Source organism: Dyadobacter fermentans DSM 18053, assembly GCF_000023125.1.
GTDB classification, from domain to species: domain Bacteria; phylum Bacteroidota; class Bacteroidia; order Cytophagales; family Spirosomataceae; genus Dyadobacter; species Dyadobacter fermentans.
On the sequence record NC_013037.1, the window covers coordinates 6,311,336 to 6,337,966 of the forward strand.

Sequence of the window (26,631 nt, forward strand, 5' to 3'; positions counted from 1 at the left end):
CAGGGTCGTATAAGTTGAAAGGTCTTAACAATGATTTTTATCTCGTGCCGTGTCACAGGATTACTCTCCCAGTTACTTGTAAGAAAAAGCAAAAGCTAAATTCTAAAATAGAATGCTCTTTCTACATGCTGCTCAACCCGACTTCGTTTCTGTGTAGGGTTGTTTGTAGGAAACAACGGAAAAGAACACTGCACCTCGTATTTAGAGAAAGTGGAGACTTAATATCATTCGGCAAGTCACCTTTTTTATCTCGATGATTGTCTAGCCCCACTATTTTGCTTTATTTCGATCAGTAAAGTATGACCCTGTGTCATTGACCCGATAGTTGCCGAATTAAATCCTTTACCTTTACAAGATTTACATACCCAGGCGCATTAAGTCTCTGGCGACCTGTTAAATAAGTGTCAAATGACCCATAGGAGCTGCTACGTGAAACTGAGCCTGATAGATCAGTTGATCCGCCGGCTTGAGCGATACCTATCCCGAGACCACCTTTCGCTGAAAAATTAGCTGAACCATTAAATCCTTGTTCACCCTTACTGGATGCCCAAATTACTTCATATGACATCATTAATTCTATTTCATCTGAATCCACTATTCCAGGAGTTGATACTAATGCGTTGAGCAACTCCACTCGGTCTGCGTCCGCCATTTTCACTCCGGATGCACTGCCGAAAAATGCGGAGTAAAGAGGCGATATGACTACTCCGGCTCCGACAAACATTGAACTTTTTTTATTCATAGCTGCGGCTGCGGACGTTTTTATGTCTGCACCAGGTACAGTGGCTGTTCCATCAATGGATGCGTTCATTAACCCTGAACAATCGAGAGTGTATCCAAAGCTGTTGTTGCTACTTTTACTAATCCATTCGTTGATATTTATATTAGAAAATGTTGGAGCACCTATAACAATATGGGTCTCAGATTTACCATTTGTATGCTTTACATTTATGCTATGTAACACAACTGTGAGCCCTGTCCCTTTTAAATATAGTGCTTTATCTGGCATTCCGCCTAGAAGGCTCGCTAGCTCCCTTGGCACCCATGACTTTTTTTCATCCTTAAACTTTCGTAGTTTTTTAAGCACTTTTTCAGGAATAGGGCACGGTTGTAAATCAGGGTCAAATAATTTTGAGACAGAGTCTTTAACATTTACCAAAATGGGTGAGATAGCTATATGTTCAGGCGCTAACACACCGTTTTTGAAGTCCCCATTTGCATTCAGGCGTTTCAAACGAAATTGGATATGCTCCATACTACTGGAACTGCTCTTTAAAGCCGCAAAATGATCCTCAATGTCGTTCAGTATTTTTAAATTGCTTGAATCCGAGCTTGAGCGAATGATGTTTTCCTGCTTTATGTTCTCATCGTTCCCAGAACAGGAATGAAATATGATGAAGATCCAAACGCAAACTGAATAGAACAAAATCTTGATGTAAAATGAGGCTTTCATAGAGAGGTTTTGATTGATTTGTATATATAAAATAGCCAGCCTAGCGACAAAAAATGCCTATTTATAAACGTAGCAAAATTGCCACTACGGCCCTTGTAAATTTTTCACTTTGTATGCTAAAAATGGGGCATAATTCCAGGGAAATAGCTTTTAATTTATTTGCCATAGGCGGCTATTTAATTTTTAAAAGAGAAAAAATAGAGATATTTTCCTTCGGAATTTATTAACATCAAATATCCAAACTGTCGCGAGTTTTCGAAGATACATATCCGACATAAAGATCTCATGGGCGTCATTTCTTAAAATTTAGCCTACAATACCAACCATATGCCACACTGATGCTTTCGTAAGGATGGTTTCTGTTAAGACACAGCTCCAAATCCCAGCGGATGCCATATCAATTTCTCGAATTTTTAGCTTCCAGGGCACATGCCAATCGTGAGGCAGCGCTTGTAGAAACAACTATGACCAATCTCCAGGGCTTACAGGCTGCTGCCTTTCGTAAGTGTAAGTCAATTCTGCACGCAATTGTCCATTGAGCTACCGCAGCATGCCTACGCTGAACTAGCCGCAATTCCCAATTCATCGTGCGTTGTATGTGGAACGAGAGGTAAACGAGATGGTCATATACATACTTTTATGTAACATGGTGTGTCAAATACGAAAGATTCTGTAGTAGTAATTTGTTGTCGAGTTTTCCGATTTTAGATGTGCATACCTTTTGTACTAAACCATCAGAATTAGTTGAAAAAATAATATCTGACGGTTACGAAAGCTAAGCTTGGTATACAAGCGATTTTCTTCACAAGGCAACATTAGTCGAAGATTAGGTCAAACAAATGATTACATAGTATTAATTAAGAAGTCGATGACTATATCCAGCACAATCTTTTTTAGAGGCGGCTAGTGCAATAGACTCAGCTATGAAAATATTGACTGGATTTAGGTATCAAAAACATCACACAGTTACAGAGCTTCGCTAAATCGACGTTCTGAGGCTTATGAGCCCTTTCCATCGGACAATACATTGCTTCCACGACTAGGCTTAAACCCCAGCCAACGGGGAGTAATGTTCATAATATACAAAATTGCATTTGCTTCGGTGAAATTTATGGAACTCAAGCTAACAACGATTTCGAAAACAGGCGACATGACAAACGGTTACTTGCTCGAAAGTCAATGAGGTCTTTAACATACGGTAGATAAAACTAGCCGATGGGACAACATGCCGTCCCGTGGTCGTAAGCGACGGGCGGATCGTCCACCCACTCACCATCTATTTTCGTTACTTCAAGCTCTGTGGTGATCTCACTGACAGCAAATACAACGCTAAGTGTTTGCTCTCCCAAGACGTCATCCAAAATAAAATAAGCATAAAATGGCTTATACTCTTTTTGGCCGTTAGCCTGAAATACTTCGTTATCGTCGTACATTTTTTGTACAACTTTCTTCATATCCCGAGTAATTAGATGTGCCCTGCCTTCCCTGTCTGATTGAAAATCAGGAATATGAAGGTCATTGACAATCTTTTTCCTGCGGCCCAGATAGCTATCCTTCCCAATTTTCAAATCTCCTGTCGTTACCTCCCGTCCATCCGCCCAATAAATCTTGCTTTTAGCAGTATCATCCCGGCCTATGATCTTTTTTTCCTTATACAAAAGCCGATCGTTAAACCCTTAAATCCTCTGTCTTCCGGTTGACACATATATTGCGCGACGAGGTAATGCCCCTCTTGCGCTGATTGGATCAGTTCATTGAGCTTTACAGCATCAATAGCCACTGATTTTGTTTCATTGGTAAAATCCAATCCACGATCTCTCAATTTGTTATGACGTTTCTTGAATTCCTTTCGATATTCATAGATTATACCAATGTCAATTTCGTCCCAATCGAGAATACCCAATTGCTTTGCTTGTGAAGATCTGATGATAAATGGCATAGTGACAGAAGATAGGTTGAGCAGTCAATATAATGTAAATCAATTCTCGAGAAAAACCGGTTGATAAATTCTTTCCCAAAAACCGGGTTATATCAATTAGGATAACTCAAAGCCCCAATCTGCGATGTCGTCGTACTCGGACTTTGTGCATTTGACTGATATGTGAACGTGCCTATCGTGCGGGTTGCTTCCTGCATACGGCCTCCAAGCCCATGCCGCCGTTCCGCCAACAGGAGCTGAATTAACAATTCGTCTATTCCAGATAATATATTTAATCCGAGGATCTTTGTTTGTGACAAGAGATGCGACAAGAATGTTGCAGTCGCATTTACCCGCCGGGTCGTGGGTCACATCCAATGCGGTTACCACCCCTCTCTCTGTATTTTCGTCCCATACCCACGGATTATGATCCGAATTCCGGTTTCTGTGGGCCATATCGCCGATGGTCCCGTCAGAATTTTTCTTTCTCGCAGGCGCGACGGCATTAATTTGTGCCAACAATTTTTTCAGACTTTCTGCAACGCCATACATTCCACTGCGCGCTGGGATTTACAGGGCAGTCCTGGATTAAATTCACTCCCGCACCTCCGAATTCGTTGGCAGCCGTTTCATCTTGCGGGGTGATCTCTGTTGAAAAGGTATTTGTTGTCGATTTAAGGTCGAATGTATGCCTGAAATCTACATTCGCGGCAAGCTCAGGGAAATCGACAAATGGGTTGCGGTTTCCCTGTAATTTGTAAATAGACTGATTTCGATGGAGCTCATACAAGGTAACGGGATTATTTTCATGCCATCGAACCAGCATCGCAACATCCTCAAATTTATATCTATTTCCAATTATCCCCGGATATCGCACTAAAAAATACAATACAGCTCTTGCCACCGCACCCTTGTTTTCGATAGGCTTAAATTTTTGCTCGTTCAAACCATTTACATTGTCCACCAGCCCACATCGCGGTTTATCGAAATCATTGGTACCATATCCTTGAAAATCATAGTATGGATAATTTTGACGAAACGCGATACAAACAAGTTCGCATGCAAACAGGTGGTGTAGGTCCCCCACCATGGGCGCATTATGCCCAAACCAACTCTGCGGAATTACATGCTCGCAATTGTAAGGGAGCTCGCGCCGTATCTGCTGCTCGAATTCGGCATTAGACATTTCGAGGCAATCAAATTGCTCGCGTTTCTTTTCCCGTAAAAAATCAATCTGCTGATCCATAGCGATTAACGCATTAGGATCAAAGGCTGTCTCTGGATGGTATACGCTGCGAAGCAAATTATCAGGATGCAGATCTACCAAAGAATAAAGGTAATTGAGGGTTTGTAGGGCAATTTATTGCGATGCGTCTTTGTCAGCAATCGAACCAGTGATCCAAAAAGATTCTGCGGCGCGGCCCAGTCGATTCCGGCGTAATATGTTCGTTTCTCAACCTCGTTCTGTACCTCATTGAAATATTCGTTTATCGACCCCTGAGTTCCTCCGATCTACCTGTTGGCAAATAAAGATGCCGGTGAAGTCGGAGCCTTTTGCAATGAATCTACCTTCGCTTCAAGCTCTTTAATTTTGGCATTCGCTTCGAATAATATTAAACCATCCAGGGAAAATTTCCATGTATCACGCAAGGCCTTTTGAAGTCAAAAATCAACGTATTAACTTTACAAAAACACAGAATTGCTACTTATTGATAATCAACCAGTTAAGCAAACGGTATTTATCGGGATTTTGGACGAGTCGCGCATCATGGAAGGGGATTTTAGAAAATCAGTATTAAACTGATTTTCAGAACGTTAAGTGAATCATTCGAATCCCTCTCTCTCTGCAACCTATTGAAAAGTTAAAAGAACCTCGCGTTAAGCGGGGTTTTTTGCTTTTAAAGCTGCCCTGAAATCCTAAGTAAAGAGATCAAGCAGCTAGCTTATCTTAAATATAGCAAGCCGCGAACCTATGAAAGAGCAGGACATCCGTTGGGAAGAGCGCTTTGAGAACTACAAAAAAGCACTTGCAAAACTTGGCGAAGCAGTACAACTGGATTCGCAGCGCGAACTCAGCGAGCTGGAAAAGCAGGGAACTATACAGGCGTTTGAATACACCCACGAACTGGCCTGGAAGGTAATGCAAGACTTTTTCATCTAACAGGGCAATTCAGAAATCAGAGGTTCGAGGGATGCAACCCGCCAGGCTTTCAGTGCCAACCTCATTACAGATGGTGATCATTGGATGGAAATGATCAAAAACAGAAACCTCACCAGCCACACCTACAACGAGCAAATTTCCGAAGAGATCTACAAAAATATCATTAGCGACTTCTATCCGCTTTTCGTCGCATTTGAAGAAACAATGGAGACGATCAAAGCCAAAAATAACTGATGTACGGATTATCAGAAAAAACGATAAAGGCCATTCACGGCGTCTTCGCCAACCATCCCCCAATAGAACGCGCTATTCTATACGGATCCCGTGCAAAAGGAAATTACCGAAAAGGCTCTGATATTGATCTGGTATTGGTGGGCGCGGCGCTTGATTTGTCGCTGATATTCAAAATTGAGCTGGAACTGGATGATTTGATGCTTCCTTATCGGATTGATTTAAGTGCCTATCATCAAATTGAGAATCGGGAGTTGGTGGAGCATATTGATCGGGCTGGGGTGGTGTTTTATGAAAGAGTCGATACATCAGCTTAAATTTTTCTTTAAGTGAAATTACAAACGCTCAATCGGTCAAAGAATAGATTTAAAAATCACATAACCGCTCCGACTTTTTGAATCTACATTATACTCTTTAACAATATAGCCCTGGGATATCCAAGCCCTCTTTTGTCGATTAGTTTCCCAGCCTCCATTTGGCCAAAACGATGAGGGAGTTTTGAAGCAAGTATCATTTAAAGGAATATCTAATTCTGTTTCAATAAAGTTCAAATCAATTGTAATTTCAGTTTGCCAAAGTTTCTTCAACGAAGCTATGTAATATTGCAAATTGAAATATTTATCTCCTTCGAACAATTCCGGACAAGTCTCATCATTTGCATTTTGTTTTTTAATTGAAGTAGTCTTCGAGTAGACAATTAGCTCTGATTTTTGAGATTTAACAAATTTTCCAGCTGCAAAAAGTATTCGGTCAATATGAAAGGCATAGCCATTTTCTTCTTTCAGTTTAGAACTCAACTCATCAGACAATAGCCAATTTTTGTACTGATCTATGATAGGTTTATGCTTCTTTGTAACGCCTTTTATTGCCAAATACTCAGCTGGATCTTTTCCGTCTCTGATCGCTCTATAAACGGAGAAAGCCCTGATAACATGCTGATCTACAATTGGCTGATTAACGGCGCCAGTTAGATATTTGCCAAACTGATAGAAAACCAGTGCATCTTTTTGGTCCGTAAAATCATCATTCACATACCTCTGGCTATATGCTTTATTTTCTTCAAGTCCCCGTTTTTCCAGGCCAATGCATATAGTATTCTAGCCAGCGGATCTGTCAGAGTTTTGGAAATATCACTAGCGATATTTAATTCGGAATTCAAAAATCCTAAATTAATCAGTGATCCGACATCTTCACTATCCAACGTAAATTCAATTTTTGGATAAGTTTTTGGATCTAACTGATACTTCTTTGGAATAGCGCATTTTTCAGGAATTGACACCAATTCCTGAATTGATTTTGCCTTCTTCAAGTGGCTAAAGACCATTTCAATAAAGCTAATCTTTTCGTTCTCCGACATTTTACTTTCTTTTTTTGATTCTAACTCTCACCCAACAATCCCCTCAACAAAAGTTTCAATAAACCCCATGATCTTACTCAAAACTCTTTCCCCAACTTTCTTCCTTTGTAAAACCGTTGGCATATTTCCTTCCAATAAGCCAAGTACTTCCTCCCGTAATGGCTCGCGTTCTGAGAAGAGGATGCTTTCAATCAGTTTCTCGGTTTTGGGTTCGGAAAGTTTTTCTTCCTCCACCAATTGTTTGAATGCCTTCACCTGCTCTTCATTCCAGAATTTCTCAAATTCATCGGGCAGTGTTTCATTGTCTTCTATCCGGGGCAGGTTTTCGGCAATGAATTTTTCGATCAGTTCGCGTTTACTGCGCAGGTTGGCTTCCCCGGTGAGGAGATCGATGATTTCTTTGCGTTTCTTTTCCTGGTCTGCCTTGCTGCCATTGTTCAAGTTTGCCAGCAATTTCAGAATGTAGGCGACATTTATCTCGTCGCGGTGGATGAGTTCCAGTTCAAAATCCACATCTTCCAGGATCGATACCTTTTCTTTCTGCGTATCGAACTTCACCTTGTCATGCAGGTCGAGGTATTTGCTTTTGTAATCCTCAAAGAGCTGCTCGCTCATCGCCAGGTCTTCCCATTTGAAATCGGCAAATGTGGTCAGCACGTTCTTGATCCGCATCAGCTCACGGAATGCCTTGATGAATTCCAGCTCGTCGTATTCGGTTGTCAGCTGATTTACGCTTTCGACAGTCGGAGCAACCGTGAGTAACTTATCGAATGCAGCGCCAAACTTCTCGGCATAATCCTCATACGGCTCCATGATGATGATGTCCTTCGCATCCTTATTACTGAACAATGCAATGGCTTCGTCGGTGGCCTTTTTCAGGTTGCGAAAGACAATGATGTTCCCCTGTGATTTCACATCATTATCGATCCGGTTGGTCCGCGAATAAGCCTGGATCAGTCCGTGGTATTTCAGGTTTTTATCGACGTAAAGCGTGTTCAGCTTCTTGCTGTCGAAGCCTGTCAGAAACATGTTTACAACCAGCAGAATGTCGATCTGCTTTTCCTTAACCTTTTTGGAAACGTCGTTGTAATAATTGTAAAATGAAACGCTGTCTTTGGTGGAGTAAGCCGTTCCAAACATTTTGTTGTAATGCCCGATGTATTCATCCAGCTTTTCCCGGCTGTGCTTATTGATGATCACAGGTGCAGTCGGCGCAGCCTCTTCGCCTTTTTTCAGGTAAGGGGCCGGAGGATCGGCCACCATTCGCAGTGGAGGCGGATCGGATTCATAGCTCATCGATCCGTTTGCATCCTGATCATCTTCATTGGCTGTATAGCTGAAAATCGTGGCAATTTTGAGGTTATGCTGCCCGGCGAGTTTTTTAGCCTGCAGAATTTCGTAATAGCGGATTAATGTTTCCACACTGCTCACGCAAAACATGCCCGTGAACTCGCGGCTGTGTGTTTTCCGTGCATGGTTGGCGAGGATGTAATCCGCGATCTTTTCCAGACGAACCGGCGAATCCATCAGTTCTTTGGTGTCAATGTCTTCTACCTCAATGTCTATATTTGTACGGCTTTCGTCTTTTTGCTTGTACCTGCCCACATATTCGACGGAGAATTTTAAAACATTTTCGTCGCGGATCGCGTCCGTAATCACATACTTGTGCAGGCACTCGCCAAACAGCTCCGTGGTGGTCCGTTTTCCCAATTCATTCTTGACTGCATTATCTGCAAAAATGGGCGTCCCAGTAAAGCCAAAAAGCTGTATGTTATTGAAAAATGATTTGATCCGCGTGTGCGTTTCACCAAATTGCGAACGGTGGCATTCGTCGAAAATGAAGATAATGCGCTCATCTTTCATCCGCGCCATCTGATCGAGATATTGCTTTTTGCCGATCGCCGAATTGAGTTTCTGGATCGTGGTAACGATGAGCTTGGTATCGTCGGCAAACTGCTTCACCAGCGCCCGGGTATCGTCCGTCCCGTCGACGCTGCCTTTGCTGAAAATGTTAAACTCCTTATTAGTCTGATAATCCAGATCTTTCCGGTCGACCACGAAAACGACTTTCTTCACTTGCGGCAAATGCATCAGGATCTGGCTGGCTTTAAAGGACGTCAATGTCTTCCCCGAGCCGGTGGTATGCCAGATATACCCGTTTTTATGCGGGCCTTTGATTCCTGAATTCTTCACCCGCTCCACCAATGCTTCCACTGCATAAAACTGATACGGACGAAGCACCATCAAAACCTTATTCGTTTCGCTGACGACAATGTATTTGCATATCATTTTGGAGATATGGCACGGTTCCAGAAACTGGCTCGTGAAGCCATTGAGAATATTCGTCAGCCGTTTATTAGCGACATCACTCCAGTAAAAAGTCTGCTTAAAAGTCTGGTTCTTGTTATTGGCATAATACTTGGTATTCACACCATTGCTGATCACGAAAATCTGCACATACTGAAACAGCGCCGAATTGACGCCGAAAGAATGCCGCTGATATCGGTTGATCTGGTTGAATGCTTCTTTGAGTTCCAGCCCGCGCCGTTTGAGCTCGATCTGCACCAGTGGCAAACCATTGATGAGCAGCGTCACATCATAACGGTTCTTATAAACGCCCTCCATGCTCACCTGCTGCGTCACCTGAAACTGGTTCTGGCACCAATGTTCCTGGTTCAGAAATTCAAAATACAGGCTCTCCCCATTATCCCGCACGATATGCTGCTTCTCCCGTAGTGTTTTAGCTTTTTCAAATACGGAACCCTTATTGAGGATGTTGAGGACTTTATCGAATTCCTTATCTGAGAAAACAATACTATTATGTTTTTCAAGCTGGGATTTGAGGTTAGAAATCAGCTGCTTTTCGTCTTTGATGGCCACAAAAGCATAACCCAACTTTTGAAGTTGATCAACTAATTGTTCTTCAAGGATCTGTTCTGGTTGCTTAGCCATGCTTATTGAGGAGAAATAATGCTAGTATTGTTAAAAACGATTCCTAAGTCATCTACTCCTCAGACAAACCATTTAGGTCCAAGTAATCAAACAACTGTTGTTTATACGTTTTTATCTCTTGGTCAAACAAAGCCTTGCTATAACTAATACTACCTATGGGATTAACTGTATCGAGCCATTCATTAAAATTCATGTAGTCTTCATACCTGATCTCTTTGGCTAGGTTAACATCACAAAAACATTTCAATTTGTAATGTAACACACTGTCAGTAATACTCATCACTAAATCAGAAAAGAGCAAATCACTCTTTATTTCTTTTGGTGACAACCTTCCATGTGAAATATCACCTCTTTTATTACGTATATTACCTACGACCTTCATTAGGTCTTCTAGCTTTCGAACAAAGTCGACTTCAAAGCTTAGCGAATATTCACCTAATTTGAGCGATGATTTCTTAACAATTTGATGGAAATCTAAGTTATCTATGGCCTGTCCGTTGTAAGTTGTGTCGATCTTCTTTAAAATGAATTTGGAAATCCCCTCCAATAGAGATTTACAAGTTTCTATACATATATCAGGATTCAAGCCCTTATTTGACTCAATGGTCTCAATTAACAAATAGTAATACTCGACCTCAAAATGTTCTTTTTCGACAAGCCCTATAATTTCCCTAGCTAATTTCATGATTAAACAAATAACCTTTGGAGTAAACCTTTCTTCCAGATTTCAAGTAACTGAATCTCATTTGTGCAGCAGGCAATTGTCGAATCTAAATTTGACAAAAAATCAACTATTTTCTTTTGCTCGAAGATTATTGGAAGGTCGATTTCAATATTAGACAATCTTGATGTTGATATGCTGAGTACTTTTGTCCCCTGCGCAATAAACATTAACTGCAACTTGACTTTTTCTGACCGCATCAGATAGCCTCCAAATCCAGGCGACATCGTATTACGATTGGGCCGTGCAAGAAAAGTGTGAAGTCCGGCTAGTACTTTTTCGCCGTCTAGGTTGAAGATTTCAATACTTTTACCAATGTCATTGTAGTCCTCCGACGCATCTGCAATAACCAAATCACCCTCTTTGCAATAGCTGTCCTCGCTAAGCCTATTCAATAAAACATCGTCGTTTACAAAGGGAACCGGCTCCTTCTTGATGTCGAAAAGTATGTTAAACTTTGTATGTATGTCTCCATAATGAATGTTTCTGACTTCGCCTTCGGTATAGTTCAGTTTGTCTCTCGACAGTGAATTGGTAACCTTAAAGGTATATACCTCACCAAACTTAACTTTCTGCCAATCCGGAAACGCCTCTCCATTATCACCCTTAAATCTCAACTCCTGCGAAAAGATTTTTTGCATCACCCCTTTTTTGTATTGTTCCAAAAGGCTTTTCTTCTTTTTGAGGGCTTGCAGTTTTTCGTCTACTGCGGTTAGGAAGGAGGCAATTTTTTGTTGTTCCTTCTTTGAGCATATTGATATTTTGCATCCCCCAATGTCCCCTAGGTTAATCTTTTTGGGGAACGCGGTATGGATAATCCTTTTATGAAGTTCTTTTCTAAAATAAACTGAATTAATATTTTGGTTGAAAAATTCTACACTACCATCAATTTTAATGCGAAGCAGAGCTAGGCTAACATAGATACCAAGAGGCTCGTCATCCCTTACAATAGCGGTGTCACCAATTGTACCAGCAGTTATGCGGGTCATCAAAATATCATTAGTTTTTGGTTTTATTTTGAAATCTTTTCTAAATGCTGCCTCAGATATGTATTTTCTTGACGCTTTTAAATCTTTTATATCTTCTACACTTACAAAATTTACACCTTCACTTGTGTAAGTTGGGGTTTGATGAGTACCGTCGTAAATTTCAAAAATATCAACTAAATCAAATCTGTTCCAATCTCCCGAGAATTCAGGAAACCGCAACCTCGGCACATTACTTTGCTGTTCCATAAATCAAAAAGGAGTTGAAATACCTAATTCTTTACAAAAAGCGGCAATGGTAGCATCGGTCTCGCCAATTTGCTTTTCCAATGAGACCAATTCCTGCGCAATCGCATTGATATCAATGCTATCCTCGGCTTCAAACGTATCTACATAGCGCGGAATGTTCAGGTTATAATCATTAGCTGCAATTTCCTCCAAAGTCGCACGCTTGCTGTATTTTGGTTCTTCGGCGCGGCTGCGGTAGGTTGCAATGATCTTGTCCACATGCTCATCGCGCAGCATGTTCTGGGTTTTTACCTTTTCATAATGCTGGCTGGCATCGATAAAGAGAATGTCTTCCGGCTGCTCCCGGCATTTCTTGAAAACAAGGATGCTGGTCGGGATGCTGGTCCCGTAAAAGATATTGGCAGGCAGACCTATCACAGCGTCCAGATAGTTGCGGTCCTCGATGAGATACCTGCGGATATGCTGTTCAGCTCCGCCGCGGAACAAAACGCCGTGCGGTAGTACAATCGCCATCGTTCCATTGTCGGCCAGATGGTAAATCATATGCTGCACAAAAGCAAAATCGGCTTTGCTGGAAGGTGCCAGTTTTCCATACTGGCTGAAACGGTCATCGGTCGTGAAGAGGGGATTGGCGCTCCATTGTGCCGAGAAAGGCGGATTGGCGACGATCGCTTCAAACTGTTTGTCGAGATGCTGCGGATGTTCGAGGGTGTCCTCCTGTTTGATGTCGAACTTGCGGTAATGCACATCATGCAGGATCATGTTCATCCGCGCGAGGTTATAGGTCGTGCGGTTGAGCTCCTGCCCGTAAAAGTTGCTCACCCTCCTTCACTTCCCTGGCCACGCGCAGCAACAAGGAGCCCGACCCGCAGGCAGGATCATAAACGGACCGGAGCTTGTCTTTGCCCGTGGTGACGATTTTGGCGAGTACTTTACTAACTTCCTGGGGCGTATAAAACTCGCCGGCTTTCTTTCCGGCATTGCTCGCAAACTGTCCGATCAGGTATTCGTAAGCATCTCCAAGAATGTCCAGCTGCGTGTTATGTAATTGAAAATCAATCTTGTCCAAGTGCTGCAAAACTTTCGCAATCAGTTCATTCTTGGCAGATTCTGTTCTTCCTAATTTCGTACTCGTTAAATCGAGGTCTTCAAATAAATTATCAAAATCATCCTCGCTTTCGGTCCCCATCGTGCTTTGCTCGATGTTGTTGAGGATTTTGGCCAGGTCTTCCAATATGAACTTATCCTCACGTTCCTTATCGCTGTTCCCACGCTTGGCAACCTCGCTAAACAGCTCAGAAGGTTTTAGAAAGTACCCAAGTTTGGACAATGATTCTTCTCTGATCGCCTCAATGTATTCTTTGCCATTGTCAGTCTGCTCATCGATCTCCTTGAATTTCAGACCATCGGGCTCTAAAATGGAGTCGGCATAGATCTCCATTTTCTCAGATAGATATTTATAAAAGATAAAACCCAGAATGTAGTCGCGGAACTCATCCGCATTCATTTTCCCGCGAAGGGTATTGGCAATATTCCACAGCTGTTGTTCAAGCTGCTTCTTTTGGTACTCGGACATTAAAAATCAAATATGTTGAAGTTGTAATGTCGCAATTTCCATCAAAACAACTAGAAAATGAATATTTATCTTTAAGTTGTTTCAATGGTTCACCGACTTCGGCTGGATGCCAGTCCCTGTCTTCGAGTCCATTGTACCGCGAGCAGATCTTGCCATAATCATCGACGCTATGCTTGTGCATTGAAATCACCTATCTGCAAACCCCGCAATGCGCTCCCTGCAAATCCGCTCCGTCAAATCTCTCAGCAATGTCACCCGACTGCCGAGGTATTCCAATTCTTCCTTTTCGATCTTGTAATTCTTGTTGTAGCGCGCATCGATGTACGCTTTTTTGAGAAGTATAAATAGTCTATCCTCTTCGGCTGTTTTTCTTGGAAAAACGGTTGCAAAGTTTGTGTCCAGTTTCTCGACCTGATTTCCCAAAATCTCGATGTCGTGGATTCTTGGCTTGTAATCAGTGAAAACCAGCAAGATGGCCGCGTAAAATCTTTCCGTGGCCTGGTGAAGTTGAAATGCAGCGATTTTATACCAGGTTTTTTCAATCTGGATATATGCTGTCTCCAAGAACTGGCAAGCACCTTCGAACCAATGCTCAAATTCCTCTGTCGATTTTTCCACCCGCTGCGCCACATTGAGATTTTTAGGCTCGGACAAAATGAATTTCCCGGAATCATAAAGCATAATCCCTTCTTTCAGAATATCTACAAAGAAATAATAGTTCCGCTCGATTTTGTCGTTCACGAAGCCAATGCTGTGGTAGATGATGCTGGTCCTGGTGATTTCCTCATTGGCCATCAGCTCCACTTCCAGCTCCCGCGATTTCTTAACCTGCTTGGCGGAATTCTTGTCTTTGGTGACGATCAGAATGTCAAAATCGCTCACGTACTCGTATTTCTCCTGGTAGTCTTCCACCCAATCGCCACGCGCATAGCTGCCGAATAGGATGATCATTTCGGCCGGGACTTTGCCGAGAATGATCTGGGTGAGGGCTTTTAGTTGCTCTTGTTTGGTTTGCGGGAGGTGGGTGAGGGTGGTTTTCATGGTGTGTGGTTTTTGCTTGGCAATTTATGCTTTTTCGGCTTGATCCCGAGCACTCCCTTTTCCGAAAAATTCTGCAACCGGCACGTTCTTCATTTAGCTAATAAGCTCGGCCCTGGCACGATAAGCGTAAGACGGATGATGAGATTCTTCCCAACACCATGCCTGACCGACTTCAAATTCGAGAGCTTAAACAAGGATTAAACAAAGAAAAAATTTAATTTTCAAAATTTCTTTTCTAACAAAATTTCTCTAAGTTTACCACTGTACACTAAATGTGGCACCCGAACGAAGGCTGTCATTTAGTTTCCTTTCAGCACCCAAGAATCTCAGAAAAATTGCAATCCTTATTCTATCCGCTGGCCGCTGGCGGAATAAGGAAACTCATGTCTTTACTCAAATGACATCATTTCACAGGCAATAATCATTTTAATTCCAATAAAGTTTTTTAGGCAGTCAGGTCTCACATTCTCAACATTTATCATAATTCTTTAAAACGGTTGCTATGCTTAACTTCTTTAAAGTTTCCGGAGATAATGCCACCGATACATTGTATAGCCTGCTGCGAAATCTGAATGCAAAAGTGACCTGGGAAACCGTTCGGGAAACGATGTTGCAGCATCCCGATTCTCCGAGTTTACTGAGTTTGAGTGAAGTTCTGTCGGGTTGGAACATTGATAACGCCGCGCTTCAACTGAATACAGTGGAACAGCTCCGCGAGATTCCTGTGCCATTTATTACGCAAATCAAAAAGAAAGGTGGATGGTATATTCTGATCAATCAAATTCGCGAAAAACATATCCAATACACCGACAGTGAGCAGGGAGAGGTAACTTTATCGCTGAGCGATTTTGAAAAAAGGTGGACTGGGATAGTGTTATTGACAGAAATCAATGAGCAATCCGGTGAAGTTGATTATGATTCAAAACGATTAAAGGAGCAATTGAGGAAGTGGCGGAGCCCGTTTGTATCAGGAGCGACGTTACTCGTTTTATTTAGCGCTCTAATGTTTGCCGGACGAAGCTTTTCAACTCCCGAATGGCTATTGTTTTTTACAAAAATTTCCGGCTTGTTTTTTACGGGTTTGTTGATTGCCAAACAATTAGGTAGTAAAAATGACTTGACGGACCGGCTATGCAGGATTAATGACAAAACCAGTTGCGAAAACGTTCTGAATTCACCCGGCGCTAAGCTGTTCGGCTGGCTAAACTGGTCGGACTTAGGCTTACTCTACTTTGCAGGCGGTTCTTCTGCTTTGCTCTTCACAGGTGAACAGCACAATGAATTCAATCTTTTAAATGCCCTTGCTTTGCTAGCGATGCCTTACGTCGCTTTTTCGATTTATTATCAAGCCTATAAAGTGCGTCAGTGGTGCACATTATGCCTTGGGGTACAGGTAATTCTTATTGTCGAAGGAGTAATAGCACTGACTCAATTGAAGGCCTTACCCGGACATATCCAGCCATATTTAGTGCTGCTGATTGGCTTTTTGCTTCCAACTATTGCATGGGTAATTATAAAGCCGTTATTAGATAGCCGAACCCAAATCCGTCGTGAGCATGAAGAATTATTGGCTTTAAAGCGAGATCCGGCAATATTCAAAACCTTGTTAATTCAACAGCCTCAATCACCGCCAATTTCTGCTGATATTTACCCGCTTGTGCTCGGAAATCCTGATGCTGAAATCAAAATTACAATGGTGACGAACCCTTATTGCAGTTCGTGTTCCAGGGCACATAAGGAATTGGAACAGTTGGTTTTGCAAGATGAGAATGTGAGCGTGACGACCATTTTTTCTACAACCGGCGATTCCAGTCCCGCGACGAAGGTAGTTACACATTTATTGGCATTGGCCAGGCACGAAACGTCGGCTCGCAGTGCTTTAACTGAATGGTATAGTCAAAAAGAAAAGGACTACAATGCATGGGCTAAGTCCCATCCAACGACCACAGATCCCACGGAGATGATGGCAATATGCCGAAACCAAAGGCTATGGTGCCATGAAGCGGATATCGCCCTAACTCCCACTATTTATATCAACGGCTACAAAATGCCCGAAATATATAAACTAGAAAGCTTGCAATGGATTTTAAAGAGAGTGGAGTTTGATAAAGTGTTAGAATCAAACGTATGAAAACTGCTCTTTTTATCATGCTTCCGGTTCCGAGCCACTATAACGCCTGTTTTGGCCTTGCAAATCAACTGCGGATGCAAGGATACCGCGTAGTGTTTTCGGGCACTCGGGACTTACAAAAGCATGTCGAAGCACAGGATTTCGAATTTACTATACTACACTGCTTGGAAGAGTATCTGGTAAACAATTGGCGGGCGGCTTTGGGTTTCTTTTTGAAAAATATTGTTAACAAAAGATTCACGCTTCTTCGCTACCGGGAGTTTCTCGAATCCCTGCAAGCAGTTCGTGAAATTTGTCTCGCTGTTGATCCTGATGAGATTTTTATTGACCAACATTTAAACCATTATTATTTCTTACTTCATCAGCAATACAAAAACATAACGTTAGTCAACAGTAAGCTGCCAACGCGCCGGCAAAAGGGCATACCTCCTTTAACTTGTGACACGCCGTTTAGGGACAGTTTTGTTTATCGCTTGTTGGCGAATGTTCTTTGGAGAGCTTACCTGGCTAAACGTGGGGCATTGTCCATATTAAAGAAAGCAGTGTTTTTAGGTGCCGATGATCAGTACTTTTTAAAAAGATTTTCATCGAGGCAAGGTGTGGACATTGATTTGTTTCGCCGGAGGGACAATGCCCTTTACGAAAGTATAAGGAATGTGCCGATCATTCATCTTCGGCCTCGGTTCCTGGAATATGATTGGTATGTGCCGGACGAATATGAGCGGTTTGTCTATTATGCTTTTGAAAAAAAATCCAACGATTCACAGGATTCTTCTGCCATCTGGACGAGCATTTATGCGTTACGTAACGATGCAAACACGAAAAAGAAGAATTTGATTTACGCTTCATTGGGAACGCTGGGTGCATTGCACAAAGCAGTCGCAACCGGTTTTTTCCGTAGATTAATTACTGCTGTTGAGCACATACCAGATACTTACCTGATTATCTCCGCTGGTGAGATGTACACGGATATCGCAAACCGACAAAATGAAAAAGTGTTGATCACGCGGTTTATGCCTCAAACCGAATTGCTACCATATTGCGATTTGATGGTCACGCATGCCGGGATGAACTCGATATGTGAGTGTTTAACGGCAGGTGTCCCAATGCTCGCGTATCCACTGAACTATCAAAGCGATCAACCGGGAAATGCTGCGCGATTGGTGGCGAAAGGGTTGGGCATAAAGGGGAATTTGCGGAGAGATTCGGCACGAAATATCAGAATGAAGATAATGGAATTGTTGAATAATTTGACCTATCGAGACAATGTCGGTCAGGTTAACATGAACCCAATCAATGATTGGAATTTAGAGACGGATTTGGCCAAATCACCATAGATCAATTACTTACTTAAACAATTTCCAATCATGAAAAAGTTGCTAATGGATTTTGCTGCAAACTTGCTGTCAAAGCAGCAGATGAAAGAAATTAAGGGTGGCGGTAGTTATCGGTGCGTATGTGCGGATTCCAGTCAGAACTCGCACTGCATCGAGGCTGTGGATAAATATAGCATTTATTGTCCTTGTTGGGGCGGTTCCGTAGAAAACTGTTAAGAGCTTGGGGGCACTTTGGATGCCCCCATCTTTAACCATTATCGCATTGATCAAATTTGCAATATTAACTGCATTCATCCGCTGCTTCATTTATGTTGGACAGGTTGTTTGGTAGAAGGAAAATACATGCGGGCGATGAAAATGGACTCGTAACGGTTATTCTAACGGTTTGGAAAAGAAATCACTTGGAAGAACAGATTGCGGCGCTTTTGAGCCAGACCGAGCAGCCGTACCAAATATGGATATACCAATGCGGGGCCCATGTTAACATTGAAAAGGTCCTGAGAAAGTACAGTAATATCCAGTTTGTTAGTTCATCGGTTAACCTAAAATACTTCGGTAGATTTTCTCTCGCATTGCATGTGAAATCTGAATACGTTTGGATACTGGATGATGACGTTATCCCGTCACCGAACTGGCTTGAAGAAGCCCGAAGAATGTCAGAAGCTAGAAATGCAATTATAGCCAGTGCCGGGAGAATCATCAGTTATCAAGCGAGGTCGAATGGACCGGAAATAACTGATCTGAGACGTTTCCTGGTAGGGGATGGCGATGAGGAAAAATTTTGTAATTACAACAGAACTGACACAGAAACAGATTTTGGTTGCAATAGTTGGCTGTTCAAAAGAGATTGGGTGTCTTTATTTTGGCGAATTAAACCTTACACGCTCGAAAATGCGGAAGATATTCACTTATCTGCTGCTTGCAAGATATTCGAAAATATACCCACCATTGTACCTGCCCAGAGCGAGTTGTTATTATGTGGCAATTTAAAGAAGTATTATGGCCATGACGAGGTTGCGTCCTGGAAAAGATTTGACTTTCAGAAAGAGAGAATCGAGGTGATCAATTACCTGATACGCGAACATGGATGGCAGATATTGCAAAGAACATATCGAGAGCATCCGACGCTTTGAAATCTCTTCACTAGCATCATACTATGGCCTTTCCTATTTACAAGCAGCTGGATCAAATGGACTGCGGCCCCACTTGTCTTCGCATGATTGCGAAGCATTTCGGGAAGCATTATACAGCACAAACCCTTCGGGAAAAATCGCAAATCAGCCGCGACGGAGTATCCATGTTGGGCATTGCGGAAGCAGCGGAAACAATTGGTTTCACGTCGATTGGTGTGAAGGTAACGGTAGAAAAACTGATAGATGAGGTTCCACTTCCCTGCGTATTACATTGGGGGCAAAATCATTTTGTGGTTTTGTATGAGGTGAGTGGTCGCTCATCCGTGATTGACAGACACCTATTAGGAAAGGCCTGGGGAGGGAGGGCATCAGGTAATTCCCTGGATAGTAGAATAATTACGCCTTCTGTTCATGAGAAAAATGTACACGACAGAGAAAATGGGTATGGCAATAAGAAAGCGATTTTTCACATCGCCGATCCTGCCAGCGGCCTGGTTTCGTATACAGCTGCTGAATTCAATAAACAGTGGCTTTCGGGTGGTGTTGAAGATAGCAGGGAGGGTTTAGCGCTGCTGCTGGAACCTACCACGCGCTTTTACGAGGAAGAGGGGGAGAAAGTGAAAGGATTGCATTTTTTTCAACTGCTGGGTTATCTCTGGCGGTATAAAAAACTGGTTGTTCAGTTAGGGCTCGGCATGTTGGTAGGCAGTGGACTGTCATTGCTTATGCCTTTCTTCACGCAATCAGTGGTCGATATAGGAATTAATAACCAGAACTTATCTTTTATATATCTGATTTTAATTGCTCAAATTGTTCTTTTACTGAGCACAGGAGCAGTTGATTTTCTTCGCAGCTGGATATTGCTTCATATAAGCACAAGGCTCAACCTGACGGTTTTGTCGGAGTTTCTTTCCAAACTAATGCGCCTTCCTCTTTCCTTTTTTGATGTCAAGCAATTCGGTGACATTATGCAGCGGATGGGCGACCATAGTCGCATTGAGGCTTTTCTCACGGGGCAAACGCTGAGTCTTTTGTTCTCGATTTTCAATTTAATTGTTTTTGGTTTTGTACTTGCTTACTACCATATATCGATATTTTTTGTAGCTGCTGGTGCGTCCATTTTGTACGCGGTTTGGGTGTTGTTATTCCTGAACCGGCGCCGGGTTTTGGATACGAAACGTTTTGATGTTTCGTCTTCCAACCAAAGCAAAATTGTTCAGCTTATCCAGGGTATGCAGGATATTAAGCTGGCAGGAGCCGAAACCGCCAAGCGCTGGGAATGGGAGCGGGTACAAGCGCAGCTTTTTAAATGGTCGATAAAGAGTTTATCGCTATCGCAGTATCAACAGGCAGGGGCACTTTTGATCAATCAGGGGAAAAACATTTTTATCACCTTTTTGGCAGCAAAGGCTGTGATTGACGGGCAGTTAACCTTGGGCGGAATGGTGTCTGTCCAATATATTCTAGGGCAGTTCAATGCACCCATTGAGCAAATGATCAGCTTTCTGCGCTCGTGGCAGGATGCGCAAATGAGTTTGGAAAGGTTGAATGAGGTCCATGAACTCGCCGACGAAGAGCCCGCCGGGGAACCGAAAAGAAGGACCTGGGACCAAGAACAAGATATTAACTTAAATAACATCACTTACACTTACCCGGGTGCAGGAAATGAGCCTGTTTTGAGGAACATCAATTTCACTATTCCATATGGTAAAACGACCGCTGTTGTAGGGACAAGTGGAAGTGGCAAAACGACGCTATTGAAATTATTGTTACGATTTTACGAGCCTCAAAGTGGATCTATTTCATTAAGTAAATGCGCAATACAAGAGTCAGATTCAACAGGAAAAAAAGTTGGAGATGCAAGTCATCAAAACATAATTGGAAATGCGCTTGATTTGAAATACATTTCTCATAAGGCCTGGCGGCTTCAATGCGGCGTTGTAATGCAGGAGGGATTTATTTTTTCCGATTCCATTGCCAGAAATATTGCCGTGGGCGACGAGGTAATTGATCAGGAGCGGTTATATCAGGCTGCGCATATTGCTAATATTCATGAATTTATAGAGTCACTCCCCCTGGGCTATCATACCAGAATAGGAGCGGAAGGAAACGGGATAAGTCAGGGGCAAAAACAACGCATATTAATCGCCCGCTCCGTTTATAAAAATCCTCAATTGTTGCTTTTCGACGAAGCGACCAATGCACTTGATGCCAATAATGAAGCCATCATTATGCGAAACCTGGACGAATTTTTTAAGGGCCGTACCGTGATAGTCGTAGCCCATCGCCTGAGTACAGTCAGGCATGCCGACCAGATCGTGGTTATGGACAAAGGAGAAATTGTAGAAATAGGAACGCATGATGAGTTGGTACTTGCTCATGGAAAATATTTTGAGCTGGTTAGTAATCAATTGGAATTAGCAGCTGGATAAGTTGGCATAAAGCCCGACGAAACTTGTCGTCGTAATTGGCTTTTGACCGTTAACCCATAACCTGTATGCCGCAAAATCAGGACTTTACGCCACGTGCAACTCCCTTCAACGAATTTAATTCGGAGGAAGTACAGGAGATCATCAGCCGCCCGCCGAATTGGCTGATAAGCTGGGGCATTACATTGTTTTTTGGAGTAATGGTGTTGTTAGGATTAGGGACATGGCTGATCCGCTATCCGGATACTATTACCGCACCATTTACACTCATAGCAACCGAGGCTCCGCGGGCAATTGTGGCGCAAACCGAAGGTGAACTAACTAAGCTTTTTGTCAAGAATGGACAACAGGTTTTGAAGGGTCAAACGGTTGCTTATCTAGAAAGCGCGGGCGATCATGAGCAGATCATAAAGTTGGAAAAGGAAATGGAACAGATCAGTCATGCGATTTCAAATAATCGCTGGGATTCGGTCCGGCATTTTCCGATCGTTTCTTACAAGCAATTGGGTGAGTTACAAAATGACTTTCAATTTTTTAATCAAAAACTTACCGGATTGAAATCCTTTCTTGTAGGTGGAATTTATTATCAAAAGCAAAAAGGGGAAATACTTGGAGTTGAGAATGCTATTGAGGAACGCAAAATTGACTTTTTGCAATCATTGCATGCATTGTGCAATAGCATCGATCGTTGGCGGCAGAAATACATTCTTACGGCGCCAGTCGCTGGAAAAGTATCTTTCTCAATGCCATGCCACGAGGAACAATATCTAATCGCAGGCCAGGAGCTTATGACGGTGGGGCCGACAATTAATTCATTCCAGGGGATTGTTAAAATCCCGCAACCAAACATCGGCAAATTGAAGGAAGGGCAGACAGTTTTGATTAAACTGGACGGATTTCCACACCGGGAATATGGCATGGTGGAAGGCAAATTGGCCCAACTTTCGAATTCACCCGGGAAAGATGATAGCTACTGGGGATATATCGAATTGCCTGACAAACTGAAAACGCGCTACGGGCATACGCTATCCTACCGAAACGGCCTGAAAGGCCAGGCCGAAATCATTACGGCTGACAGGCGACTGGCGGAAAGGCTGCTATCCACGATTCGGGTCGGAGGGAAGTGACTTGGCGTTATCCACGCCCCCGCACCACAAAAAGCGACCCCGCCAGCGGCTGCGCCAGCAGCTCAACATCCGTAAGTCCCGTGCGGGCGGTGGTGATGTAGAGGTCGCGCAGGGTGGGGCCGCCGAATGTGCAGGAAGTGACGAGTGTGACTGGTAAATGTATTTCGTCGAGGCAGAGGCCTGTGGCGGGGTTGAATCGCTTCACTTTTCCGCCGCCCCAGATTGCTACCCAGAGCATTCCTTCGCTGTCGATCGTCATCCCGTCGGGGTAGCCTTCTTCCGGTGCGATGCGGATGATGGTCCGTTTGTTGGAGATTGTTGCGTCGGCGGGGTGGAAATCGTAGGCGACAACTTCTTGTGTGCCGGTGTCGATGTAGTAGAATGTCCTCTGGTCGTGGCTCCATGCCAGGCCGTTGGAGCAGCTGACGCCGTCGATTTTCGTTTGTACCGAATGGTCGTTGTCCAGCATATATAGCTTCCCGGCATTGGCTTTGCCGGTTACCGACATTGTGCCGGCCCAGAACCGTCCGGCGGGATCGCATTTGCCGTCGTTGAAACGGTTTTCTGGTAGATTGGCTTCGGGGTCGGTGATTTGTTCGAGAAGCTCGTTTTCGAGGTCGATATGGTAAAAGCCGTGGTGCAGCGCGCCTATCAGGCTACCGGTTTTGGTCAAGGCAATGGCCCCGACCATTTGTCCGGCTTTAAAAATGTGGTGTTTTTCAGTGAGCGTAAAATATTGGTGGATCTCGCCCCGCAATATATCAACCCACAATATACGCTGCCGATCCGCGTCCCACACCGGGCCTTCGCCCAGCAGGCATCGGTGTTCCAATACGGTTGCGATCGTACTCATTTCGGTCGGTTAGGCGTATTTGACATAAAAAAATAGGACGATCGCCGTGATGAGCGCCCACCAGTAGAATGGGTTCCGGATGCCGCGCTGCTGCTCGCGCTCGGCTGCGGGTAATGTGAGGCTGGCACGGTTCCAGATCAGCCCTTCCAGCTCGGCCTCGGGCTTGGGCGCGGTAACGAGGCTCACGAGCACGCACGCCGCCATGCAGGTCCAGAAAACAATGCCTGTGCGGTTCAGGAAAGGCATTTCAGGGAAAATGAATTCAATCAAAAGAGAAAGGGGGATCGTCATGATGCCGGCAGTGAGTGCGCCGGCGTGCGTGGTTCTTTTCCATAAAATACCCAGCAGGAACATCGCTGCAATGCCCGGCGTGAATAGTCCGTAAGCGTTGATGAGGTAGAGAAATACGGGCTTGTCGGAATGTGCCAGGAACAATCCCGTACACAAAATGCCGATCACGATAATGGTCGCGCCAGACACTCTTCCGAAGCGCACAGCGTCTTTTTCCGATGTTTTTTTGCTGAAATAGGGCAGGTAAATGTCCATGGTCAGGATGGTCGTGCAGGAATTGATCGCCCCCGAAAGGTGCGACATAACCGCCGCAATCAGTCCCGCCATCACGAGCCCTACCAGCCCGGACGGCAGCAGGTTTTGCACCAATGTCGGAAATAGCAGGTCGGGTTTTTCCAAATTGGGGAACAATTTCGGGGCTACCAGCGCGGGTACCGTGATGATCAGCGGAATGAGGAATTTGAGGTAATCGGCAAAGATCACACCCATGCGCGCGTGCCATTCGTTTTTCGACGCGAGCACTCTTTGCACGATAAACTGGTTGGTGGCACAGTAAAACACGCTGATGCAAAGCGAACCGCCCAGGTACATCGTCCACGGGAAATCCGGGTCGTTTGCCGGGAGGATCAGCTCCCAGTTTTCGGAGGTGGCCATCACGGCCGATACACCGCCCGCGGCGTCCACCGTGGCCACGGTGAGGATAATCCCGCCGAGCACCAGCACGCCCAGTTGCAGCATTTCTGTCCAGATCACCGCGCGTAACCCGCCGATAATGGTGTACAGGCCCGTCAGTACCGCCAGCACCACCACGCTCGTCAGCACAGGAATGTCCAGCAGCGAATGCAGCGAAAGTGCTCCCAGATACAGCACCGCGCTGATTTCCACCAAAACATAAGTAAGCAGAATCAGCACCGCGTACGTCGTGCGCGCCGCTCCGCCGAACCTTTTATGCAAAAATTCAGGAACGGTGTAAAATCCGTTTCGGATGTAAAAAGGCAGGAAAATCCATAGCAATGCATTGAACCCCATGAAAATCGCGCCCCATTCCATTGCCACAGCAATGAAGCCGCGACTATAAGCCATGCCCATTGCACCTACCAAATGATGGCTGCTGATGTTGGAAGCGATAATGCTGCCGCCGATCATCCACCAGGGCAGCTTGTCGCCAGCCAGGAAGTAGTCGCGTTTGGTTTGTTCGCCTTTTCGGGAGGCGTACATGCCCAGGCCGATCACGCCCAAAATGTAAATGCCAAATATCGTTGCGTCGAGCGCGGTGAGGTTGATATCCATTATTTTTCAGAAGTGAGGAGACGAACCTCCGAGAGTACGGTTTCGGTGAGCAATTCGAGGGAGCCTTTGTCAAAAGGGGTTTGCCATACTGCGTACATATCTTCGGCGTACAGCTCGGCGGGCGGCAGGTAACCGATACTTCCGTTCACGACATTCATCACCGCCACCGCATGGTGTGGAAATGCAGCGCGCACATCCGTTTGGAACCGCGAGTAAGCTTCATTGCATTGGGCGACGATTACGCTGTCGCCCAGCTGCCATAGCCACACGGGCATATTCGCCGTGCTGCCGTCGCCCACCACTTTGCGGATGCACCGTTTGCGCCAGAGGCGTTCCTTCAAAACCCGATCGTCGCAGGCCGCCCATTCCGCTTCCAGGTCGGACAGCGCGGGCATGGGTTTCAATGACAGTGGAATGTCTATTTTGTTGATTTCGAGCTTATTGGAAACGACTCCTTTCTCCTCGCGCCACAATGCCAGCGGAGCGCCAGACTCTACCGCCTGCTGGTAAGTGAGCACGGATGCCGGCCCCAGCATGCTTTCCAAAACCGCGAGCATCGCATATCCCAGCTGCTTTCCGTAGCGGTCGGCCAGGGTGTGGTCGCCTGAGTACTGCTCGGCAGGGGACAGGTCGCCCGACGCTCCTTGTAAAAACAACAACGGAGCCTGCGTTTCGGCCTCCACGAGCTCGCGCATGCCGCCGATGAAGTCGGGCGAAATGAGGCGATTGTCCCAGGCGAGGGTAGTAGGGTGGCAGGCATAGTTGGCAATGGTCGCGATGATCTGCCCTTGCGTGCCCGTAACCCGTCCCACGAGCAATGTGTCGTCGGCAGGGATTTCAGCATTGTATCCGACCAGAAACCGGTTTTTCTCCGGTTGAGGCAAATCGCGGTTTTTGGCCAGGTTGCATTTGCCGTATTCCCAGGTGAGCACCGCTTCGCCGGCCGCTGCCAGCGCCTCGTTTACTGCGACTGCCGTTACTTCAATAATGCGGTCGAGGTAGGGGGCGATCAGCTCGCCGCCCGGCTTGGCGGCATCGTCGCGGCACAGGCTGGGACCCGCGTGGGTGTGCGACAGGCAGAACAGCAGCCGTCCTTCATCGAGCGACAATGCATTCAGAATGGCCTTGCGGACAAACCGTTCGTCTTCTGCATTTTTCCACCATCCCAAATCGGCCGCTACGAGCACGAGCGGAGTTTCCGCCGGCTCGGCCTGGATCGTGAGGCAGGTGAGTGTGAGCGGTCGGTGAATGCCCGCCGCCGTGTCGAATTGGGAGGCGCCCCAGTTGCGGGAGTAAATGCCGGCAGGAGGAGTGATGTCTTTTTGCGCCACACCGATCCATCCCCGGAAAGAGGCATTTCGGACGGTTGGGTAATGCTGTGGATCCATTCAAATT

Annotated in this window: 19 protein-coding genes and 2 pseudogenes; 7 read left to right on the forward strand and 14 right to left on the reverse strand. The window is 44.7% G+C overall.

Annotated features, from left to right (window positions below):
• Positions 1-310: 310 nt before the first annotated feature.
• The 4 genes from DFER_RS26080 to DFER_RS26100 form a co-directional block, all read right to left on the reverse strand.
• Positions 311-1,453 carry a hypothetical protein gene (locus tag DFER_RS26080; protein WP_015814673.1) on the reverse strand — a complete coding sequence of 381 codons (1,143 nt, stop codon included), beginning with the start codon at positions 1,451-1,453 and terminating at the stop codon, positions 311-313.
• Positions 1,454-2,661: 1,208 nt separating this feature from the next.
• Positions 2,662-3,111, reverse strand: coding sequence for a hypothetical protein (locus DFER_RS26085; protein ID WP_041735512.1), 450 nt, complete (start codon positions 3,109-3,111; stop codon positions 2,662-2,664).
• The gene (locus DFER_RS30235) at positions 3,087-3,392 is read right to left on the reverse strand and encodes a hypothetical protein (protein ID WP_015814675.1); all 306 of its coding nucleotides are present in this window, start codon (positions 3,390-3,392) and stop codon (positions 3,087-3,089) included. The genes DFER_RS26085 and DFER_RS30235 overlap by 25 nt, the downstream gene beginning before the upstream one ends.
• A 484-nt stretch (positions 3,393-3,876) precedes the next feature.
• Positions 3,877-4,698 carry an endonuclease I family protein gene (locus DFER_RS26100; protein ID WP_143828814.1) on the reverse strand — a complete coding sequence of 274 codons (822 nt, stop codon included), beginning with the start codon at positions 4,696-4,698 and terminating at the stop codon, positions 3,877-3,879.
• A 645-nt stretch (positions 4,699-5,343) separates the two neighbouring features.
• On the opposite strand from DFER_RS26100, the pseudogene DFER_RS26105 reads away from it, so the two are divergent.
• Positions 5,344-5,766 (forward strand): annotated as a pseudogene (locus DFER_RS26105) (nucleotidyltransferase substrate binding protein).
• Positions 5,766-6,080, forward strand: a complete 315-nt coding sequence (locus tag DFER_RS26110) for a nucleotidyltransferase domain-containing protein (protein WP_015814676.1) — start codon at positions 5,766-5,768, stop codon at positions 6,078-6,080. Before DFER_RS26105 ends, DFER_RS26110 begins: the two are co-directional and overlap by 1 nt.
• A gap of 36 nt (positions 6,081-6,116) precedes the next feature.
• Here DFER_RS26110 and DFER_RS26115 read toward each other — a convergent pair whose 3' ends face one another.
• From DFER_RS26115 to DFER_RS26145, 7 genes and pseudogenes are all read right to left on the reverse strand, one after another.
• The gene (locus DFER_RS26115) at positions 6,117-6,794 is read right to left on the reverse strand and encodes a hypothetical protein (RefSeq protein WP_041735514.1); all 678 of its coding nucleotides are present in this window, start codon (positions 6,792-6,794) and stop codon (positions 6,117-6,119) included.
• Positions 6,791-7,120 carry a hypothetical protein gene (locus tag DFER_RS26120; RefSeq protein ID WP_015814677.1) on the reverse strand — a complete coding sequence of 110 codons (330 nt, stop codon included), beginning with the start codon at positions 7,118-7,120 and terminating at the stop codon, positions 6,791-6,793. The genes DFER_RS26115 and DFER_RS26120 overlap by 4 nt, the downstream gene beginning before the upstream one ends.
• Positions 7,121-7,147: 27 nt before the next feature.
• On the reverse strand, positions 7,148-10,072 hold the full coding sequence (locus DFER_RS26125) for a type I restriction endonuclease subunit R (RefSeq protein WP_015814678.1): 2,925 nt from the start codon (positions 10,070-10,072) through the stop codon (positions 7,148-7,150).
• Between the two features lie 52 nt (positions 10,073-10,124).
• Positions 10,125-10,757, reverse strand: coding sequence for an abortive infection family protein (locus DFER_RS26130; RefSeq protein ID WP_015814679.1), 633 nt, complete (start codon positions 10,755-10,757; stop codon positions 10,125-10,127).
• A gap of 2 nt (positions 10,758-10,759) precedes the next feature.
• Positions 10,760-12,028: a restriction endonuclease subunit S gene (locus DFER_RS29355; protein WP_015814680.1), complete on the reverse strand. Its 1,269-nt coding sequence runs from the start codon at positions 12,026-12,028 to the stop codon at positions 10,760-10,762.
• A gap of 3 nt (positions 12,029-12,031) precedes the next feature.
• Positions 12,032-13,604: pseudogene (locus DFER_RS26140) on the reverse strand (type I restriction-modification system subunit M).
• 186 nt (positions 13,605-13,790) lie between these two features.
• On the reverse strand, positions 13,791-14,645 hold the full coding sequence (locus DFER_RS26145) for a HEPN domain-containing protein (RefSeq protein WP_015814681.1): 855 nt from the start codon (positions 14,643-14,645) through the stop codon (positions 13,791-13,793).
• A 502-nt stretch (positions 14,646-15,147) separates the two neighbouring features.
• On the opposite strand from DFER_RS26145, the gene DFER_RS26150 reads away from it, so the two are divergent.
• From DFER_RS26150 to DFER_RS26175, 5 genes are all read left to right on the forward strand, one after another.
• Positions 15,148-16,776, forward strand: a complete 1,629-nt coding sequence (locus tag DFER_RS26150) for a vitamin K epoxide reductase family protein (RefSeq protein ID WP_015814682.1) — start codon at positions 15,148-15,150, stop codon at positions 16,774-16,776.
• On the forward strand, positions 16,773-18,113 hold the full coding sequence (locus DFER_RS26155) for a glycosyltransferase (protein ID WP_015814683.1): 1,341 nt from the start codon (positions 16,773-16,775) through the stop codon (positions 18,111-18,113). Before DFER_RS26150 ends, DFER_RS26155 begins: the two co-directional genes overlap by 4 nt.
• A gap of 308 nt (positions 18,114-18,421) precedes the next feature.
• A complete protein-coding gene (locus DFER_RS26165; protein ID WP_015814684.1) occupies positions 18,422-19,246 on the forward strand; it encodes a glycosyltransferase family 2 protein in 825 nt (274 codons plus the stop codon).
• A 23-nt stretch (positions 19,247-19,269) separates the two neighbouring features.
• Positions 19,270-21,678 carry a peptidase domain-containing ABC transporter gene (locus DFER_RS26170; protein WP_015814685.1) on the forward strand — a complete coding sequence of 803 codons (2,409 nt, stop codon included), beginning with the start codon at positions 19,270-19,272 and terminating at the stop codon, positions 21,676-21,678.
• 65 nt (positions 21,679-21,743) lie between these two features.
• Positions 21,744-22,802 carry an HlyD family secretion protein gene (locus DFER_RS26175; protein WP_015814686.1) on the forward strand — a complete coding sequence of 353 codons (1,059 nt, stop codon included), beginning with the start codon at positions 21,744-21,746 and terminating at the stop codon, positions 22,800-22,802.
• Between the two features lie 7 nt (positions 22,803-22,809).
• Here the strand turns inward: DFER_RS26175 and DFER_RS26180 are convergent, their stop codons facing one another.
• The 3 genes from DFER_RS26180 to DFER_RS26190 are packed head-to-tail and all read right to left on the reverse strand — an operon-like array spanning position 22,810 to position 26,624.
• Complete coding sequence (locus tag DFER_RS26180; RefSeq protein WP_015814687.1) at positions 22,810-23,655, reverse strand: SMP-30/gluconolactonase/LRE family protein; 846 nt, start codon at positions 23,653-23,655, stop codon at positions 22,810-22,812.
• A gap of 9 nt (positions 23,656-23,664) precedes the next feature.
• Entirely contained in the window at positions 23,665-25,236 is a 1,572-nt protein-coding gene (locus DFER_RS26185; RefSeq protein ID WP_015814688.1) for an SLC5 family protein, read from the reverse strand.
• On the reverse strand, positions 25,236-26,624 hold the full coding sequence (locus DFER_RS26190; protein WP_015814689.1) for a hypothetical protein: 1,389 nt from the start codon (positions 26,622-26,624) through the stop codon (positions 25,236-25,238). The genes DFER_RS26185 and DFER_RS26190 overlap by 1 nt, the downstream gene beginning before the upstream one ends.
• Positions 26,625-26,631: the final 7 nt, after the last annotated feature.

Excerpts from the sequence above, each read along its gene's own strand:
- DFER_RS29355 (WP_015814680.1), bottom strand. The coding sequence starts at position 12,028 with ATGGAACAGCAAAGTAATGTGCCGAGGTTGCGGTTTCCTGAATTCTCG.
- DFER_RS26155 (WP_015814683.1), top strand. The coding sequence starts at position 16,773 with ATGAAAACTGCTCTTTTTATCATGCTTCCGGTTCCGAGCCACTATAAC.
- DFER_RS26165 (WP_015814684.1), top strand. The coding sequence starts at position 18,422 with ATGTTGGACAGGTTGTTTGGTAGAAGGAAAATACATGCGGGCGATGAA.
- DFER_RS26175 (WP_015814686.1), top strand. The coding sequence starts at position 21,744 with ATGCCGCAAAATCAGGACTTTACGCCACGTGCAACTCCCTTCAACGAA.
- DFER_RS30235 (WP_015814675.1), bottom strand. The coding sequence starts at position 3,392 with ATGCCATTTATCATCAGATCTTCACAAGCAAAGCAATTGGGTATTCTC.
- DFER_RS26150 (WP_015814682.1), top strand. The coding sequence starts at position 15,148 with ATGCTTAACTTCTTTAAAGTTTCCGGAGATAATGCCACCGATACATTG.
- DFER_RS26120 (WP_015814677.1), bottom strand. The coding sequence starts at position 7,120 with ATGTCGGAGAACGAAAAGATTAGCTTTATTGAAATGGTCTTTAGCCAC.
- DFER_RS26080 (WP_015814673.1), bottom strand. The coding sequence starts at position 1,453 with ATGAAAGCCTCATTTTACATCAAGATTTTGTTCTATTCAGTTTGCGTT.
- DFER_RS26180 (WP_015814687.1), bottom strand. The coding sequence starts at position 23,655 with ATGAGTACGATCGCAACCGTATTGGAACACCGATGCCTGCTGGGCGAA.
- DFER_RS26130 (WP_015814679.1), bottom strand. The coding sequence starts at position 10,757 with ATGAAATTAGCTAGGGAAATTATAGGGCTTGTCGAAAAAGAACATTTT.
- DFER_RS26185 (WP_015814688.1), bottom strand. The coding sequence starts at position 25,236 with ATGGATATCAACCTCACCGCGCTCGACGCAACGATATTTGGCATTTAC.
- DFER_RS26125 (WP_015814678.1), bottom strand. The coding sequence starts at position 10,072 with ATGGCTAAGCAACCAGAACAGATCCTTGAAGAACAATTAGTTGATCAA.
- DFER_RS26110 (WP_015814676.1), top strand. The coding sequence starts at position 5,766 with ATGTACGGATTATCAGAAAAAACGATAAAGGCCATTCACGGCGTCTTC.
- DFER_RS26170 (WP_015814685.1), top strand. The coding sequence starts at position 19,270 with ATGGCCTTTCCTATTTACAAGCAGCTGGATCAAATGGACTGCGGCCCC.
- DFER_RS26190 (WP_015814689.1), bottom strand. The coding sequence starts at position 26,624 with ATGGATCCACAGCATTACCCAACCGTCCGAAATGCCTCTTTCCGGGGA.
- DFER_RS26145 (WP_015814681.1), bottom strand. The coding sequence starts at position 14,645 with ATGAAAACCACCCTCACCCACCTCCCGCAAACCAAACAAGAGCAACTA.